Source organism: Promicromonospora sp. NPDC023805 (assembly GCF_040639635.1).
Lineage (GTDB): Bacteria > Actinomycetota > Actinomycetes > Actinomycetales > Cellulomonadaceae > Promicromonospora.
Window position 1 is genome coordinate 204,340 of sequence record NZ_JBFAAH010000003.1, and the last position, 17,145, is coordinate 221,484.

Consider the following 17,145-nt stretch of genomic DNA (forward strand, 5'->3'; position numbering starts at 1 on the left):
AAATACACCCGTCTTCGTTGACGTTGTGCAAAATTCACCCGAGGGTGCATGCTACGTGGTTATGGTCCCAACGTCGCGACCGAATGATCCTGAACTGTCAGAATTTTCGACTCAGCGGCGCCGACCGACGATTGTTGACGTCGCCAGAGCCGCCGGCGTGTCCACGGCGGTCGTCTCGTACACCCTGAACGGGCGCAGCGGGGTCTCTCCGACGACCCGTGAACGGGTGCTCCGGGTCGCGGACGAGCTGGGCTGGCGCCCCGCGACGGCCGCGAGGTCGCTCCGCAGCGGCCCGGCGGCGGCGGCCCTCGTCGTGGTGCACGACCAGCCGTTCGGCACCCGTGCGGCGTTCCCCCTCGACCTCGTGGCGGGCGCGCTCCAGACCATCGGCCCGGACACGCTCACGCTCGCCGTGCACGTCGCGGAGTCGCCGGCGGACGCCGCCCAGCTCATGGACCGCTGGTGGACCGAGCGCCGCTACGCGGCCTTCGTCGTCACCGGTGTCCGCAGGGACGACGCGCGGCTCGCCGCCCTGCGCACCCTCCCCGCGCCGACCGTGGTGGTGGGTGCTGTCGCCGACGGTGCCCCCGCGACCTGGCAGCACGTCGTGCTGGACGACGGGGACGCCTTCGCGCAGGTGGGTGTCTTCCTCGCCGAGCTGGGGCACCGGCGGATCGCGATGGTCGCCGGTTCGGAGCACCTCCTCGCGCCGGTCCGCCGTGCCGCCGCCCTGGAGGCGTCCCTCGTGCGGTACGGCATCGAGCTGCGCACGGTCGCGGGTGACGGCCCCGAGCGGGCGTCGGCCGCGCTGCGCCCGCTGCTCTCGGCGAGCGACCGCCCCACGGCGATAGTGACCGACGACGACGCCACCGCCGGGCTGGTGCTCGACGTCGCCCGGCGGCTGGGTCTCGGCGTGCCGTGGGACCTGTCGGTGGTGGCCGGGACCGACTCGCCGGCGTGCTACCTGACGACGCCGTCGCTCACCGCGGTGCCGTACCCCGTCGAGGAGCTCGGCCGGGCCACCGGCTGGGCCCTGCGCACCGCGCTCGGCACCGCCGTGTCCCGGCGTGCGGTAGGGGTCGATCCGACGGAGGGCGAAGCGCCGCCGTCGGGCACCGTGCCGGTAGGCAGGCTCGTCGTACGAGGCTCGACCGCGCCTCCGGCCGGCGACTAAACGTTTAAGGCGGTTCTGCCGGAGCCAAACGGTAGGCAAAGTAGCGACATGCCACGGCGGAACGAGCCGCCGCGGTGCGCGTGTCGCCATCCGGCCTCCTGTGCCGGTGCGGACGCGCTCGGTACGGCCAATGGAGGTCACCGTGTCTACAGCACAACGCCGCACGCGCGGCACGTCCCCACTCAGATCCCGCTCACGCAGGTCCCGCACTGTGGTGGCGGCGGCAGTGGGTGCACTCCTCGCAGCGCCGGCACTGGTCGCCGGGAGTGCGCCGGCCGTCGCGCTCGAGGACAACCCGTTCGTCGGGGCCGGCCAGTACGTCAACCAGGACTGGGCGGACCTGGTCGAGACGGCCGCGGGTCAGGTCGGCAACGCCGGCGTCGCCGCTGACATGCTGGCGATCGCCGACGAGCCGACGTCGGTCTGGATGGACCGGATAGCGGCGATCGCGGGCACCGAACGCCAGCACGGCCTGGAGTGGCACCTCGACCAGGCGGATGCCCAGTCCGGTGGCTCGCCCTTCGTGTTCAACGTGGTCATCTACGACCTGCCGGGCCGCGACTGCCACGCCCTCGCCTCGAACGGTGAGCTGCCGGCCACCGCGGCAGGGATGCAGCGGTACAAGACCGAGTACATCGACCCGATCGCCGCGCTGCTGAACCAGCCGGAGTACGAGAACCTGCGGATCGTCGCCACGATCGAGCCGGACTCGCTGCCCAACCTCGTGACCAACATGTCCGACGCCGACTGCGCGGCTTCTGCGCCGTACTACCGCGAGGGCGTGCGGTACGCGCTGACCGAGCTGTACGAGGTCGGCAACGTGTACTCCTACATCGACGCCGGCCACTCGGGCTGGCTCGGCTGGCCGAACAACTCCAGCGGCGCCGCGCAGGAGTTCGCCAACGTCATCGAGGGCGGCACCTACGGCTGGAGCGCCGTCTCCGGGTTCATCACCAACACGGCGAACACCACGCCGCTCGAGGAGACGTTCCTGCCCAACCCTGAGCTCCAGGTCGGCGGCAGCCCGGTCAAGTCGGCCGGCTGGTTCGAGTGGAACCCGGACTTCGACGAGGTCGACTGGGCGGCGCACCTCTACGACCTGATGATCGCGCAGGGCGCACCGTCGAGCATCGGCATGCTCATCGACACCGGCCGCAACGGCTGGGGCGGCTCGGCCCGTCCGACGGCGGCCAGCACGTCCACCGACCTCAACACCTACGTGAACCAGTCCAAGGTGGACCGCCGGAACCACCGCGGTGCCTGGTGCAACCCATCGGGCGCTGGGATCGGTCAGCGGCCGACCGTCACGCCGTCGGGCCACCCCGAGTCCCACCTCGACGCCTACGTCTGGGTGAAGCCCCCGGGTGAGTCGGACGGCGCCTCGACCGAGATCCCGAACGACGAGGGCAAGCGCCTCGACCGGATGTGCGACCCGACGTACCAGTCCGGCGAGCTGGGCGGGAAGCTCACGGGCGCTCTGCCGGGCGCGCCGCTGTCGGGCCACTGGTTCCAGGCCCAGTTCGAGATGCTGGTCGCCAACGCGTACCCGGCCATCAACCCGACCGATCCCACGGACCCGACGGACCCGACGGACCCGACCGACCCGACCGACCCGCCGGTCGAGGAGTGCACCGCGGCGGCCTGGAGCGCGTCGGCCGTCTACGTAGGCGGGAACACCGTCTCGCACAACGGCCACGAGTGGCGCGCCAAGTGGTGGACGCAGAACCAGGCGCCCGCGCCGTCCGAGTGGGGTGTGTGGCAGGACCTGGGCGCCTGCTGACGCGGGACGTTCGCTGACAAGCGGTCTCGGCAGGCTCGACCAACGGTGGTCGAGCCTGCCGAGACCGTCTCGCTGCGTGTCGGCGTCATCTCCACGAAACTCGGGTGACGTTAATATCGCCGCCTGTCGACAGGGGAGAAGTCGTGGCTGAGCGCGTCACGTTCGAGAGCACCACGGGGCCGCGCCTCGCGGGCATCATCGATCTGCCCGAGGGCGAGGTGCGCGGCTGGGGAGTGTTCTCCCACGGGTTCACGCTGGGCAAGGACTCGCCGGCCGCCGCCCGGATCTGCAAGCAGCTCGCGGTCGAGGGCATCGGGATGCTCCGCTTCGACAACCTGGGCCTCGGTGACTCCGAGGGCGACTGGGGTGACGGGTCCTTCACGCACAAGGTCGCCGACACAGTGCAGGCGGCCCGGTTCATGGCCGAGCAGGGGCGGCCGGTCCACCTCCTGGTGGGGCACTCGTTCGGCGGCGCCGCAGCGATCGCCGCGGCCGCCGACATCCCGGGCGTGCAGGCGGTCGCGACGATCGGCGCACCGGTCCAGCCGCGGCACGCCGAGCACAACTACGACGCCGTCCTGGGCCGCGTCTTCGACGAAGGGCACGCCCAGTGGATGGTGGGCGGGCGTGCGCTGACACTCAAGCGGCACTTCGTCGAGGACGTCCGGCGGGCCGAGCTGCGCTCGAAGATCCGCGAGATGGGCTCACCGCTGCTGGTCATGCACTCGCCCACCGACAGCACGGTCGACATCTCGAACGCAGGGGAGATCTTCCGGGAGGCGCGGCACCCGCGCTCGTTCGTGTCGCTGGAGGGCGCGGACCACCTGCTGACGGCGCCGGGCCAGGCCAAGCGTGCTGCCCGCATCATCAGCGCCTGGGCGGACCAGTACCTGACGGTCTGACGGCGCGGCGCAGGTCACTGCTCCTGGGCGGCGGGGCGCCCCGCCGCACAAGTAGACTCTCCCCGGAATTCCCATCGCCTTTCGCCAGTCAGCTAGGAGCTTTCGTGGGACGCGTTGTCGTCGAGGTCATGCCCAAGCCCGAGATCCTGGACCCCCAGGGCAAGGCTGTGGTCGGAGCGCTGCCGCGCCTCGGCTTCACCCAGTTCTCCGGTGTGCGTCAGGGCAAGCGGTTCGAGCTCGAGGTGGACGGTGAAGTGACGCCCGAGATCCTCGCGGCCGCTCAGGAAGCCGCAGCCACCCTGCTGTCCAACCCGGTGATCGAGGACGTGGTCTCCGTCACCGAGGCCACGGAGGACGCCGACGTCGCCGGTGAGGCGAGCGGCACGCCGGTGAACGCCTGATGTCGGCGACCGAGCCGACGTCGGCCGCCACGCCGATGCCCGGGATCGAGGACGCCCGCATCGGCGTCATCACGTTCCCCGGCACGCTCGACGACCGTGACGCGGCGCGCGCCATCCGCCTGGCCGGTGCCGAGGCGGTGTCGCTGTGGCACGCCGACGCGTCGCTGCAGGACGTCGACGCCGTGGTGCTGCCCGGCGGCTTCTCCTACGGCGACTACCTGCGCGCAGGCGCGATCAGCCGGTTCGCGCCTGCGATGGCCGCGGTGGTCGACGCCGCCAACGGCGGCATGCCGGTGCTCGGCATCTGCAACGGCTTCCAGGTACTGACCGAGGCGCACCTGCTGCCCGGCTCGATGGTCAAGAACGACCACCTGCACTTCGTGTGCCGGGAGCAGTCGCTGATCGTCGAGAACGCGCGCACGGCCTGGACCAACGAGTTCCGCCGCGGACAGCAGATCAAGATCCCGCTGAAGAACCAGGACGGCCAGTTCGTCGCGGACGAGCGCACGCTCGACGAGCTCGAGGGTGAGGGTCGCGTCGTGTTCCGCTACGACGGCCAGAACCCGAACGGCTCCCGCCGCGACATCGCGGGCATCACCAACGACCGCGGCAACGTGGTGGGGCTCATGCCGCACCCCGAGCACGCGGTCGAGGCCGGCTTCGGTCCGGCGTCCGCCGAAGGGCCGCGCGCCGGCGTCGACGGGCTGACGTTCTTCACGTCGGTGCTGTCCTCGCTGGTCCACGCGTGACCGTCGGTCCGGTCCGGGCAGGCGTGCATGACCGCTGATGTCCTCGCGGGGATCAGCATCGAGAATGTCGGCTGGGACCATGGCGAAGCCGTCCGGCTGCGTACCGAGCAGCAGCGTGAGATCGACGCACGGTACGCGCCGCCGGGCACGCCTTCGGTGACGTCCGGGCCGGACCCGCGCGACCAGGTGGATCCCTCGATCGTGTTCGCGACCCTGCTGCTGCGTGTCGACGGCGAGCCTGCCGGGCATGCCGCGATGCGCGACCTGTCGGGCCGCGACGACCACCAGGGCGGCCTGCACCCTGACGGGACCGCCGAGGTCAAGCGCGTGTACGTGGCGCCGGACTTCCGCGGTCGCGGGCTGTCCCGCACCCTGATGAGAGCGGCGGAGGACGTGGCCCGCGCCGCGGGCGTGCGGCACCTGATCCTGGAGAGCGGGCTCATGCAGCCCGAGTCGCTGGGGCTGTACCTGCGGCTGGGCTACGAACCCGTCGAGCCGTTCGGCGTGTTCGCGGACGAGCCCGACTCGCGGTGCTTCGGCAAGTGGCTGGTGCCGGATCCCTCGCCCTCGTCGGACGGGCCTCCGCTGATCGAGCCTGTCGAGACCCGCCCGGAGACTCGCGAGGTGCCCTGGGACGACCCCGCCGCCGCAGCGCTGCGCCGCGGCATGTGGGCCTTCCACCAGGAGCGCTACCCCGAGCTCGTGCGCGACGTCGAGGCGCGCGGCGGGTACGACGCCGTTGACGCCGAGCGTGGGCGCGACGCGCGGGCGACCTTCCTGGCGACGCTCGTCGGGCAGCCGGTGGGCTGCGCGACGCTCGCGGCGGCGCAGGTGGGGCCGGCTCACCTCACGGCGGACCCGATGATCGGTTATGCCGGGCTCGCGCAGTCGGGCGTCGGCGTCGGCGCCGAGGACCCTAGCGGCTTCGAGATGCGGAGCGTGTTCGTCGACCCGTCCGCCAGGCGGGCGGGCGTCGCGAAGGCCCTGGTCCGGCAGATCGAGGAGAGTGCCCGACGCCGGGGCGGGCGCGCGCTGTACCTCGTGACGGGTGTCCGGCAGCCCGAGGCGCTGCGGTTCTACGTGGGGCTCGGCTACCGGCCGGTGCTGCCGTACCCGCCGCACGACGCCCCGGACCCGTTGCTCCTCTTCCTGGGTAGGAAACTCGCGTAAGTGTTCGTGCTAGTTCCCGTCTTAGGCTACAAGCCTAGAGATGCTCACCGCCCCCGGAGATACTCCAGCTGCGCCCGCACCGACGAGCGGGCCGCGATCAGCACGGACGGGTCGACGTCGGCGTAGACGGCGCCGGTCACCGCGTCCAGGAGCGTGTCCGGGAGCGGTGACCCGGCGTCGGGCAGCTCCGCCCCGAGGCCCGTGAGCGCCGAACGCACCTGCCCCAGCCGCTCCAGGCGGTGCTCGCGGTACGCGTGCACCGCCGAGCCGAGGTCCTGGATCACCGGCCCGTGCCCGGGGAGGCCAAGGACAGGACCCGGCAGATCCAGCGCGCTCAGCCGGTCGAGCGAGGCCAGGTAGTCGCGCAGCGAGCCGTCCGGCTCGGCCAGCACGGTGGTCCCGCGACCCAGCACCGTGTCGCCGGTCAGCACCACGCTGCCCGACGCCGGGTGGTCCGGCGCGGAGACCACGAAGCACACGGAGTCGGCGGTGTGTCCGGGTGTGGCAAGCGCCTCCACGCGCAGGCCCGCCGCGCTGACGATCTCGCCGTCCGCCAGCGGCTCGACCGTGGCATCGTCACCGCCCACGCCACCGCCGACGCTGAACTCGGGCAGCCCACCCCGCGAGGGTGCCCCGGTCAGCTCCCGGAACCTGGCCAGTCCGCCCGTGTGGTCCGGATGCCTGTGGGTCACGAGCGCCAGCTCCACCGGACCGGTCCCGGCCAGTGCGGCCAGGTGCGGCTCCAGCAGTGGCCCGGGGTCCACCACCACACAGCCCGACGAGCCGGGCGCACGCAGCACGTACGACCGGGTGCCGTCGAGGGTCATCGGGCCGGGGTTGTCGGCGCGCAGCATCCACACGAAGGGGGCAACGGAGTCCACCGCATCACCTTATCCAGTGGTCAACAGGGGTTGTGCGAGGACGAACTCCGGTGTGAGATCGGTAAATCACCTCCCAAGGTCGAGAGGAACCCCAGGATGTTCGCCATCCACGGCACAGCGCGGCACCCCCGCGCCCGCAGCGTTCCCGCACTCCTCGCAGTATCGGCACTCGCCGTGACGCCCCTGCTCGTGCCCACTCCCGTCTCGGGTGCGGCGCCCGCCGCCGCGAACGCCGAGGTGGTCGTGAGCGCGGGCCCGGTCGTCTTCGTGGAGGACGGCGACACCGCGACCGTCACCGTCACCGTCCGGGCGGACAGCGCGGTCCTCGCCCAGCCGGTCAGCGTCGACTGGCGTACGGGTTCCGGCACCGCGACCGCCGACGCGGACTACGAGGCAGGTTCGGGCACCCTCGAGTTCGCGGCGGGGACGCCGTCAGGCACCGAACGCACGATCACCGTCCGGACCAGGGAGTCGGAGGCGGGGGAGACGGCGGAGACCGTCCCCCTGGCACTGGCGTCGCGCGACGCGGAGGTCTCCGCCGACCCCACCGTCGTCGTCCGGGCGCACGGCCTGCCCTACCTGGACGAGCGGCTGCCCGTCGACGAGCGTGTCGCCGACCTCGTGAGCCGGATGACGCTCAAGGAGAAGGTCGGGCAGATGACGCAGGCGGAGCGCGGCAACGTGGCCGGCTCCCCTGCGGTGATCACTGAGCTCGGTCTGGGCTCGATCCTGAGCGGCGGTGGCTCCACGCCCGCCGACAACACACCGGAGGGCTGGGCCGACGCGATAGACGGCTTCCAGGAGCGTGCGCTTGCCACCCGCCTGCAGATCCCGCTGCTCTACGGCGTCGACTCGGTGCACGGGCACGGCAACCTGGCCGGCGCGACGATCCTGCCCCACAACATCGGGCTCGGCGCCACGCGCGACCCGCTGCTCGTCGCCAGGGCCGAGCGCATGGTCGCCACCGAGACGCGGGCCACGGGCATCCCGTGGACGTTCGCGCCCTGCCTGTGCGTCGTGCGCGACGACCGCTGGGGCCGGACCTACGAGTCGTTCGGGGAGCACCCGGCGCTGGCGAGCGTGCTCGGTGCGGCCGCGGTGCTCGGGTTCCAGGGCACGCGCCTGGACAGCAGCCGGTCGGTCCTCGCGACGGCCAAGCACTTCGTGGCCGACGGCGACACCGCCTACGGCACGGGCGAGGGCGAGTACACGGTGGACCAGGGCATCACCGAGCAGAGCCGCGGGCACGTCGAGTCCGTGGACCTGCCGCCGTACGCCGCGGCGATCGCGGCCGGCGTCGGCTCGGTCATGCCCAGCTACTCCAGCATGGACTGGACCGACGACGGCCTCGGCAACCCCGTGAAGATGCACGCCCACGACGAGCTGATCAACGGGTGGCTCAAGCAGGACCACGGCTTCGACGGGTTCGTCATCAGCGACTACCAGGGAATCCATCAGATCCCGCCGCTCGCTGCGGACTCTCCCACCACCCACCAGATCGTCACCAGCGTGAACGCGGGCGTGGACATGTTCATGGAGCCGTCGCAGTTCGAGCGGTTCCACACGCGGCTGGTGGCGGCGGTGCAGGACGGCGCGGTGACACCGGAGCGCATCGACGACGCCGTGTCCCGGATCCTCGCCGCCAAGTTCGAGCTGGGGCTGTTCGAGGAGCCCTTCGCGGACCGGTCCCACGCGGACGACATCGGCTCGCTAGCGCACCGGGCGATCGCCCGCAAGGCGGTGGCGGAGTCGCAGGTGCTGCTCAAGAACAGCCGGCGCGCGCTGCCGCTGGACGACGACGACAGCATCTACGTGGCCGGCCGCAACGCCGACGACCTCGGCAACCAGGCCGGCGGCTGGACCGGTACCTGGCAGGGTTTCTCGGGCGACGTGACCGAGGGCACCACGATCCTGGAGGGCATCGAGGCCGCGGCCGACGACGTCACCTTCAGCGAGGACGCCTCCGCGCCGACCGACGGGGCCGACGTCGGCGTCGTCGTCGTGGGCGAGACGCCGTACGCGGAGGGGTTCGGCGACGTCGGCGGGCCCGAGTGGGCCTGGGACCCGGCCGACGGCGGGGTACCCCGCGAGGAGAAGTCGATGTCGCTCCAGCCCGGCGACGTCGAGATCGTCGAGAAGGTCTGCGCCGAGATCACGACCTGCGTGGTCCTCATCGTGTCGGGGCGGCCGCAGGTGATCACCGAACAGCTCGGTTCGATCGACGCCCTGGTCGCCTCCTGGCTGCCGGGCACAGAGGGCGACGGCGTCTCTGACGTGCTGTTCGGCGAGCGCCGGTTCACGGGCAAGCTCCCGGTCTCCTGGCCCCGCTCAGCAGACGACCCGGTAGTGAACGTCGGCGACAAGGACTACGCCCCGCTCTTCCCGTTCGGCTGGGGCCTGTCCACAGGCGGCCGCACGTCGACCCTGGACGACCACCGCCTAGACCTCCAGGACGATGTGCTCCACCCGGTCCACGGCGTCCCGCCGGAAGCAGCAAAGGCGATAGCCAAGTCCGACGTGGCACAGTTAGAGGGCAAAAAAGCCCAAGCCCTCCGCCTCCTGACAGAGGCGCGCGAAGACTGACGTGACCTCACCGCAGAGGGGTGGGGGAAGGAAAGGTGCGGCCGGCCGTCAAGCCGTAGCGGAGGGCCCCCTGGGGCCCGTGAGCGAGGCCGGCCGCACCTTTCCTTCCCCCACCCCGGACGGAACCAGGGAACGGAACCAAGAACTCAGCGCGCCGAAGCCAACGCCTGTTCCACGTCCTCGATCAGGTCCCGCGTGTCCTCCAGGCCGATCGACAGTCGCACAGTCGTCTCCGCGATGCCCACGGCGCCCCGGCCCACCGCGCCGAGCTTGCGGTGCGTGGTCGTCGCGGGATGCGTGATGAGCGACTTCGCGTCACCGAGGTTGTTCGAGATGTCGATCACCTGGAGCGCGTCGAGGAACCCGAAGGTCCGCTTCTTCGCGGTCTCGGCGTCCGTGCCCTCCGGCACCGCGAGGTCGAACGTGACGACCGTGCCGCCGCCGCTCATCTGCGAGCGCGCCAGCTCGGCCTGCGGGTGGGAGTCGAGGAACGGGTAGCGCACTGCGCCCACCCCTGGCAGCGCCTCCAGGGCGTGCGCGACGGCGAGCGCGCCCGCGCCCTGCGCCGCGAGCCGCACCGGCAGCGTCTCCAGCCCCTTGAGCAGCGTCCACGCGTTGAAGGGCGAGAGCGACGGCCCGGTGTTGCGGATGAACGTCTGGACGGGCCCGGTCACGTACTCGGTGGTGCCGAGGATGGCCCCGCCGAGCACCCTGCCCTGGCCGTCTATGTGCTTGGTCGCCGAGTAGACGACGACGTCGGCGCCCAGCTCCAGCGGTCGCTGCAGCAGCGGGGTGGCGAACACGTTGTCGAGCACGACGGTCGCCCCGGCGGCGTGCGCGAGGTCGGCGACGGCGCGCACGTCCACGATGTCCTGCATCGGGTTGGACGGCGTCTCGAAGAACACGACGTCGGCAGGCGTCGAGAGCGCCTCCTCCCACTGGGAGAGCACGTGCCCGTCCACGTAGTCGGTGCGCACACCCCACTTCTTGAAGATCTCCTCGAAGATCACGACGCTGGACCCGAACAGTGCCCGGGCCGCGACGATCCGCGATCCGGACTGCACGAGCGCGGCGAGCGACGTGAACACCGCGGACATCCCGGTCGCCGTCGCGTAGCAGGCCTCGGCGCCCTCCAGCAGGCGCAGGCGCTCCTCGAACGTGTGGACCGTCGGGTTGCCGTAGCGCGAGTAGACGAAGCGGTCGATGTCGCCGGCGAACGCGGCCTCCGCCTCGGCCGCCGAGTCGTAGACGTAGCCCTGGGTGAGGAACAGCGCCTCGCCCGTCTCCTGGAACTCGGTCCGCTGGTGTCCGCCGCGCACGGCGAGCGTCGCGGGCCGGACGTTCCGGGGCAGCGGCTTGCGGCCGGACCCGCCGGGGGTCGCGTCGGCCGGGAAGGCTCCGGTGACCGTCACTGAGCGCCCTCCGTCCAGGGCAGCCCCGCGACCTTCCAGCCCTGCTGGTCGCGGACGCCGTCGGCTCCCGGCGCGCCCTCGAAGCCCTCCAGCACGTTGTACGACGGCGCGATGCCGGCCGCCGTGGCGAGCCGTGCCGCGCCGATCGAACGCTGGCCGGAGCGGCACAGGAAGACGACGGGGCCACCGGTGACGCCCGCGGCCTTGAGCTCCTCCAGGAACTGCTGGTTGGGGCGGCCGCCGGCCCGCACCCACTCGCTGAACACCGGCTGCTTCTCGAGGGATGCCGTGTCGGGGATGCCTATCGCGCGCCACTCGCCCTCGGTGCGGACGTCCACGAGGGTGGCGGCCGGGTCGGCGGCGAGCAGGTCCCAGGCCTGCTGGGGCGTGATGTCGCCGGCGTAGCCGTCGGCGGGGTGGGCTTCGATGTGCGCGGGGACGCTCATGTGCTCCTCCATCGGTCGTGGCGGTAGCACCCTCGTCCGTTCTCGCCAGGGGCGGGAACGCTGGGTTGCTGCGGCGTCGTCGTGCCACGTCACTCGGCCGCTCGGGATGGTCGCTGTGATCCTACGACACGACGTCCGGTGGGTGGGATGCCGTCTCGCACACTGGTCGGGATATCGTCCCGGGGTGGATACGGCGAACGGCGGATCTGTGGACGAGGGACTTGTGGACAACCCTGTGGACAATGTTGTGGAAAGTGCTGTGGATAGTGCTGTGGACAGCGGGGCCGACGCCCCGGACGAGCAGGAGTTGACCGGCGGGAACATCACCGGCGTCGTACGGATCGGCGACACGGTCCACCGCGAGGCGGGCCCCTGGACGCCCACCGTCCAGCGGCTGCTCGCCCACGTCCGCGCCGCCGGGATGACCGAGGTCCCCGAACCGCTCGGCCTCGACGACCAGGGCCGGGAGATCGTCTCGTACCTGCCCGGCGACGTCCCCGGCTGGCCCGCTCCGGCGTGGCTCTGGTCCGAGGGCGTCCTGGTCGAGGCGGGCCGCCTCCTGCGGCGCTTCCACGACGCGACCGCGGGGTTCCCTCGGTCGGACGCCGTCTGGCGCCTCCCCGCGGCCGAACCCGCCGAGGTGATCTGCCACAACGACGCCGCGCCGTACAACATGGTCTTCCGCGACGGCCGCCTCACGGGCCTGTTCGACCTCGACACCGCTTCGCCCGGCCCGCGGGTCCGTGACCTGGCGTACCTCGCCTACCGGATCGCGCCGTTCTCTTCAGACGCCTTCGCGGGCGCCGCCTACGACGTCGGGCACCTGGATCCGATGGAGCGGCTCGACACGCTGACCGAGGCGTACGGGACTCCGTTCCGGCGTGCGGAGGTGCTGGCTGCGATGGTCGACAAGCTTCACGACCTGGCCGGCTGGTCGGCGGCCCGGGCGGACGGCGACGGGCCGGCCGAGCTGCGCGAGCACGCCGCGATGTACCGGGCCGACGCCGACCGGATCGCCGCGCTCATCTCTCAGTCTGAGCGACCGAATCGTGAGACCAGTATCTGAGACGAGCGTTGACAGGAATTTTGCCGCAGCACAGGATGACGTCAGGTCATGAGTGCCAGCGTCAAGCCCCGGCTCGCTGGTCGGCAACCCTCCTACCGCGGTGGGGTGCCCCGGGTGACGACCTGGCCGCGCGCAGCCGCGCGTGGCAAGCGCGGGGGAACCTCCCCCAGGACTGTGCTGGAGGACGTCATGTCTGCAACCACCCTCACCCGTGACGACGCGGTCGCCGGCGTCGCCCCGCTGCGGCCCGTCGTCGGCGGCCAGACGCTCGTCCCGCTGGTGGACGGCAGTCTCGTCCCGTATGCGAACCTCGACGTCGCCGCGTCAGCGCCTGCCCTGCAGGCCGTCGCCGACCGCGTCACCCAGGTGCTGCCCCTGTACGCCAGCGTGCATCGCGGCGCCGGGTACCTCTCCCAGGTGAGCACCGCGCTCTACGAGACCGCCCGCCGCACCATCGGAGCGTTCGTGGGCGCCCGCGAGGACGACCTGACGATCATCACGCGAAACACCACCGACTCCCTGAACCTGCTCGCCGGCTGCGTCCCGGCGCAGCCCGACGGCGAGCCCGGCCGCGTGCTCGTCCTCGACGTCGAGCACCACGCGAACCTGCTGCCCTGGCAGCGCGGCACGGACGCGACCGTGCTGACCGGTGGCGCGACAGTTGCCGAGACGCTCGACCAGATCCGCGAGGAGCTGACGGACGCCGCCGCCGTGAACCGGCCGTTCGCCCTGCTCGCCCTCACCGGCGCCTCCAACGTGACGGGGGAGTCGCTGCCGGTCGACAAGATCGTCGCCATCGCCCACGAGCTCGGCGCCCGCGTGGTGCTCGACGGCGCCCAGCTCGTGCCCCACCGCCGCATCTCCCTGGAGAACACCGGCGTCGACTACCTCGCCTTCTCCGGGCACAAGACCTACGCCCCGTTCGGCGCGGGCGCGCTGGTGGGCCGCCGTGACTGGCTCGACGCCGGCACGCCCTACCTCGCGGGCGGCGGCGCCGTGCGGCGCGTGCGCGTCGGGGGCACCGAATGGCACGAAGGTCCCGCCAGGCACGAGGCCGGTTCCCCGAACGTCATCGGTGCGGTGGCGCTCGCCGCGGCGTGCGAGGAGCTCGCCGCACTTGCCCCAGCCGACGTCGCGGCGCACGAGAACGCGCTCCGCCGTCGTCTCGTGTCGGGGCTCGAGGCGATCGACCGCGTCGAGGTCGTGCGCGTGTGGGCCGACGCCGTCGACCCGGTAGGCGTCGTGACGTTCACCGTGACGGGCTACGACCCCGGCCTCGTTGCCGCCTACCTGTCCGCCGAGCACGGGATCGGCGTGCGCGACGGCCGGTTCTGCGCCCACCCGCTGCTCGGCCGCCTCGGGTTCGACGCCGGTGCGGTGCGCGCCTCGGTCGGCGTCGGCACCGCGGGCGAGGAGGTCGAGCGCCTGATCGCGGCGGTGGGCCGCCTGGTGGCCGACGGCCCGCAGGCCGGGTACGACGTCGTCGACGGGCTCTGGGTAGTGACCGACGACCCGCGCCCCGTCCCGGAGGGCTCAGGTCTCGCGGGTCTGCTGGCCACGGCCGCCCTGGGCTTCGACGAGGACTTCGGCTGCCTCCCGGACGCGGACTGACCTGCGGTTCGGCGTCAGAGCGGGAACGCGTGCGGGCGGGGAAGCTCCGCCTCCAGCTGGGCCGCCAGCGCCAGCAGGGTGAGCTCCCCGCCTGGCCTGCCGATGATCTGCACGCCCATCGGCAGCCCCGCAGGCGCGTCCGCGGTGGGCTCGGTCCAGTGGGTCGGCACGGTGATCGCCGGCAGCCCCGCGACGTTGAGCATCGACGTGAACGGCGTGTACTGGCACTGCTGCTCGAAGTTCCGCTCGGGGTCCTCGGCGTCGTACCACCCGATGGGCCGGGGCGTGAGGGCGAGCGCGGGCGTCACTACGGCGTCGTACACGCTGACCTGCGCCACCAGGGACCGTTCGAAGGCGGTGAGCGTGCGCACCGCCTCGGCGAGCTGCCGCGCGGGCACCTCGCGACCCGACCGGATCAACCACTGCGTCAGCGGCTCCAGCCTGCCGAGCGTCTCCGGGTCGTCGATCGGCACTGCGGAGGCGCCGCCCATCCACAGCGTCCGGAACGCCGGCGCGTACTCGGGGGCCTGCGCCAGCACGGTCTCCTCGACGTCGTGCCCGAGCCCGGACAGGGCCCGCACGCCCACGTCCAGCGCCGCCCGGGCCTCGGGTGACACGCTGATGTCGTAGAACCCGTCCCAGGCCGACGAGGTGGTCACGCCGATGCGTGCGCGGCTGCCTCCCGGCCCGCGTCCGCCCGTTCCCGGCGCGGGCAGCGCCGCGCGCTGGGCCGCAGCCAGGTAGGACCCCGCCTCGTAGGACGGCGCCCGCAGCGAGTACGGGTGCGCGACGCCGCCCCCGGCGCGCCTCGGCAGCATCGCCTCGAGCAGTAGGGCGGTGTCGGCGACCGTGCGTGCGATCGGTCCGTTCACGACCAGCCCGCCCAGCGAGTCGACGCCGCTGCCAGCGGGCAGGAGCCCTCGCGACGGCTTGAGCCCGACGACGCCGCAGGCGGCCGCCGGGATCCGGATCGATCCGCCGCCGTCGGACCCGGGAGCGAACGGCAGCATGCCGGCCGCCACCGCCGCGGCCGCCCCGCCGCTCGAACCGCCGGCACCGCGGGTCAGGTCCCACGGCGTGCGCGCGGGCGGGGTGTGGACCGGCTCGGTGTAGGCAGGGAAGCCGAGCTCGGGCGCGGCGGTCTTACCGAGGCTGACGATGCCCGCGGCGTCGAGGATCCGGACTATCTCGTCGCTCTCCTGGGCCGGCGGCAGGTCCGCGAACGCGCGCGACCCGAACCCGGTGGGCACACCCGCGCGGTTCCACAGGTCCTTGTCGCCCGTGGGCAGTCCCCACAGGCTGCCCGACGCCGGGGGCGTGTCACCGCGCGACCCGTCGCCGTCCCGCTGGAGCGCTGCCGCCCGCTCCCTGGCGAGCCCCGGGGTGACCGTGGCGAAGGCCCCGACGCTGGGGTTCAGCCGTTCCACCCGCTCGAGGAAGTGGTCGGTGACCTCGGCGGGCGTGAGCTCTCCGGCGGCGAGGAGGTCGCGGAGCTCGACGGCGGTCCGCTCATGCAGGGCATCCATCCGGCCAGGTTATGTGTTCCGCCACCGCCGGCCGGGCGCTCGGTTGCGGCACGGAGAAAGATCCAGAATGTCTTGATGGTGCGCCACGGCGGCAAATTCCGTCGCGCAGAATGCGCTTCTCCGGCATATGTTCGAGGAGTGCTGTCACCTTTAAGACGCACCACAGCGGTGTGCGGGAGGTGACGAGAAAGATCTCGAAGGGGGAGAGAACTATGCAATTCCTGAATACAGGTCTCGTTGTGCCGAGCGCGGTCGACTGGCTGGAGCCGCTCACGAGCGCTCTCGGTGCGATCGCAAGCTTCATCCCGAAGCTGCTCGTGTTCCTGGTCGTATTCCTCATCGGGTACTTCATCGCCAAGGCGGTCGCCCGGTTCGTCGGGATGATCCTGACGCGGATCGGCTTCAACAGGGTGCTGGAGAAGGCAGGGGCCAACAGGCTCCTCGCCGGCTCGGGCATCGAGCCGATCTCGCTGCTCACGAAGATCATCTACTACTTCATCCTGCTGATCACGCTGCAGCTCGCGCTGAGCGCGTTCGGGCCCACCAACCCGGTGAGCGCGATCGTGAACGACATAGTCGCCTGGCTCCCGAGCCTGGTTGTCGCGATCGTGATCGTGGTCATCGCCGGTGCCATCGCGAATGCGGTGAAGGACCTCATTCTCAACTCCATGGGCGGTGTTTCCTACGGCCCGCTCGTCGCGAAGGTGGTCTCGTTCTTCATCATCGCGCTCGGTGTTATCGCGGCGGTGAACCAGATAGGCATCGGCACCACTGTGACAATGCCTGTGCTCGTGGCATTCCTGGCTACCGTGGCGGGAATTCTGATCGTCGGTGTCGGTGGTGCGCTGATCGGCCCGATGCGTTCGCGTGTCGAAGGTGTCCTCGACAACCTGTCGGGTGGTGGCGCCGCTGCCACCCCTGTCGCCCAGCCCGTTGCCGCCCCGGGTGCCGCGCCCGGAGCGGCCCCCGGTACGTCGGGTTCGTTCGCTCCGCCGCCGCGCGACATCTGATCGCCTGGCCGGTCAGCAAACCACGACGCCGGTGTCGCACCGTCCTGGACGGTGCGACACCGGCGTCGTGTCGTGTGCGACTCAGAAGTCGCGGTTGTCCTGTACCGACGTCACGCGCGTGCCGTCCGTACCGAACTCCCGGTTGTCCCCCCACTCCCGGTTGTCCTCTACCGACGTCACGCGCGTGCCATCGGTCCCGAACTCCCGGTTGTCGCCCATGTCCCGGTTGTCGGCCGAGGCTGATGCAGCACCCAGGACGCCGACGGCCGCGGTGAGGACAGCTGCGGCGCCGGCGGCAGCGATTCGTGCGGACTTCTTCATGGTGCGCCTCCTTCGTTGCCGGAAGGGCGGTCCCCCGGCGCGACCACGTTGAGGCAAGGCGCCCCGCGACTCAACGACTTTTGGTTGACGCCGAATGTGCGGGCCTCGCCGGC

15 protein-coding genes and 1 riboswitch are annotated in these 17,145 nt (G+C 71.8%); of the genes, 10 read left to right on the top strand and 5 right to left on the bottom strand.

Going from position 1 to position 17,145, the window contains the following annotated elements:
• Window positions 1-61: 61 nt before the first annotated feature.
• The 6 genes from AB0F70_RS05725 to AB0F70_RS05750 all read left to right on the top strand — a co-directional run bounded on the left by AB0F70_RS05725 (window position 62) and on the right by AB0F70_RS05750 (window position 6,176).
• Window positions 62-1,174, top strand: a complete 1,113-nt coding sequence (locus AB0F70_RS05725; protein WP_357444740.1) for a LacI family DNA-binding transcriptional regulator — start codon at window positions 62-64, stop codon at window positions 1,172-1,174.
• A 226-nt stretch (window positions 1,175-1,400) separates the two neighbouring features.
• A complete protein-coding gene (locus AB0F70_RS05730; protein WP_357444488.1) occupies window positions 1,401-2,954 on the top strand; it encodes a glycoside hydrolase family 6 protein in 1,554 nt (517 codons plus the stop codon).
• A gap of 143 nt (window positions 2,955-3,097) precedes the next feature.
• Window positions 3,098-3,856 (top strand): alpha/beta hydrolase, encoded by a 759-nt coding sequence (locus AB0F70_RS05735; RefSeq protein WP_357444491.1) that lies wholly within the window; start codon window positions 3,098-3,100, stop codon window positions 3,854-3,856.
• A gap of 104 nt (window positions 3,857-3,960) precedes the next feature.
• On the top strand, window positions 3,961-4,257 hold the full coding sequence (gene purS, locus AB0F70_RS05740) for a phosphoribosylformylglycinamidine synthase subunit PurS (protein WP_357444494.1): 297 nt from the start codon (window positions 3,961-3,963) through the stop codon (window positions 4,255-4,257).
• Window positions 4,257-5,006: a phosphoribosylformylglycinamidine synthase subunit PurQ gene (gene purQ, locus AB0F70_RS05745; RefSeq protein ID WP_357444497.1), complete on the top strand. Its 750-nt coding sequence runs from the start codon at window positions 4,257-4,259 to the stop codon at window positions 5,004-5,006. The genes purS and purQ overlap by 1 nt, the downstream gene beginning before the upstream one ends.
• A gap of 27 nt (window positions 5,007-5,033) precedes the next feature.
• Window positions 5,034-6,176, top strand: coding sequence for a GNAT family N-acetyltransferase (locus tag AB0F70_RS05750; protein ID WP_357444500.1), 1,143 nt, complete (start codon window positions 5,034-5,036; stop codon window positions 6,174-6,176).
• Window positions 6,177-6,220: 44 nt separating this feature from the next.
• Here AB0F70_RS05750 and AB0F70_RS05755 read toward each other — a convergent pair whose 3' ends face one another.
• Complete coding sequence (locus AB0F70_RS05755; protein WP_357444743.1) at window positions 6,221-7,030, bottom strand: MBL fold metallo-hydrolase; 810 nt, start codon at window positions 7,028-7,030, stop codon at window positions 6,221-6,223.
• A 123-nt stretch (window positions 7,031-7,153) separates the two neighbouring features.
• On the opposite strand from AB0F70_RS05755, the gene AB0F70_RS05760 reads away from it, so the two are divergent.
• Window positions 7,154-9,640: a glycoside hydrolase family 3 N-terminal domain-containing protein gene (locus tag AB0F70_RS05760; RefSeq protein WP_357444503.1), complete on the top strand. Its 2,487-nt coding sequence runs from the start codon at window positions 7,154-7,156 to the stop codon at window positions 9,638-9,640.
• Window positions 9,641-9,786: 146 nt separating this feature from the next.
• Here AB0F70_RS05760 and AB0F70_RS05765 read toward each other — a convergent pair whose 3' ends face one another.
• On the bottom strand, window positions 9,787-11,052 hold the full coding sequence (locus tag AB0F70_RS05765; protein ID WP_357444506.1) for an O-succinylhomoserine sulfhydrylase: 1,266 nt from the start codon (window positions 11,050-11,052) through the stop codon (window positions 9,787-9,789).
• Entirely contained in the window at window positions 11,049-11,498 is a 450-nt protein-coding gene (locus tag AB0F70_RS05770) for a rhodanese-like domain-containing protein (protein WP_357444509.1), read from the bottom strand. Before AB0F70_RS05770 ends, AB0F70_RS05765 begins: the two co-directional genes overlap by 4 nt.
• A 271-nt stretch (window positions 11,499-11,769) precedes the next feature.
• On the opposite strand from AB0F70_RS05770, the gene AB0F70_RS05775 reads away from it, so the two are divergent.
• Together AB0F70_RS05775 and AB0F70_RS05780 are read left to right on the top strand one after the other, a co-directional pair.
• The gene (locus AB0F70_RS05775; protein WP_357444512.1) at window positions 11,770-12,564 is read left to right on the top strand and encodes an aminoglycoside phosphotransferase family protein; all 795 of its coding nucleotides are present in this window, start codon (window positions 11,770-11,772) and stop codon (window positions 12,562-12,564) included.
• 44 nt (window positions 12,565-12,608) lie between these two features.
• Window positions 12,609-12,722: riboswitch (SAM riboswitch) on the top strand.
• A 31-nt stretch (window positions 12,723-12,753) separates the two neighbouring features.
• Entirely contained in the window at window positions 12,754-14,175 is a 1,422-nt protein-coding gene (locus tag AB0F70_RS05780) for an aminotransferase class V-fold PLP-dependent enzyme (RefSeq protein ID WP_357444515.1), read from the top strand.
• Window positions 14,176-14,189: 14 nt separating this feature from the next.
• Here AB0F70_RS05780 and AB0F70_RS05785 read toward each other — a convergent pair whose 3' ends face one another.
• The gene (locus tag AB0F70_RS05785; RefSeq protein WP_357444518.1) at window positions 14,190-15,701 is read right to left on the bottom strand and encodes an amidase; all 1,512 of its coding nucleotides are present in this window, start codon (window positions 15,699-15,701) and stop codon (window positions 14,190-14,192) included.
• Between the two features lie 212 nt (window positions 15,702-15,913).
• Between AB0F70_RS05785 and AB0F70_RS05790 the strand changes: the two genes are divergently transcribed.
• Window positions 15,914-16,711 (top strand): hypothetical protein, encoded by a 798-nt coding sequence (locus tag AB0F70_RS05790; protein WP_357444521.1) that lies wholly within the window; start codon window positions 15,914-15,916, stop codon window positions 16,709-16,711.
• A gap of 81 nt (window positions 16,712-16,792) precedes the next feature.
• On the opposite strand, the gene AB0F70_RS05795 is transcribed toward AB0F70_RS05790, so the two are convergent.
• Window positions 16,793-17,032 carry a hypothetical protein gene (locus AB0F70_RS05795; RefSeq protein ID WP_357444523.1) on the bottom strand — a complete coding sequence of 80 codons (240 nt, stop codon included), beginning with the start codon at window positions 17,030-17,032 and terminating at the stop codon, window positions 16,793-16,795.
• Window positions 17,033-17,145: the final 113 nt, after the last annotated feature.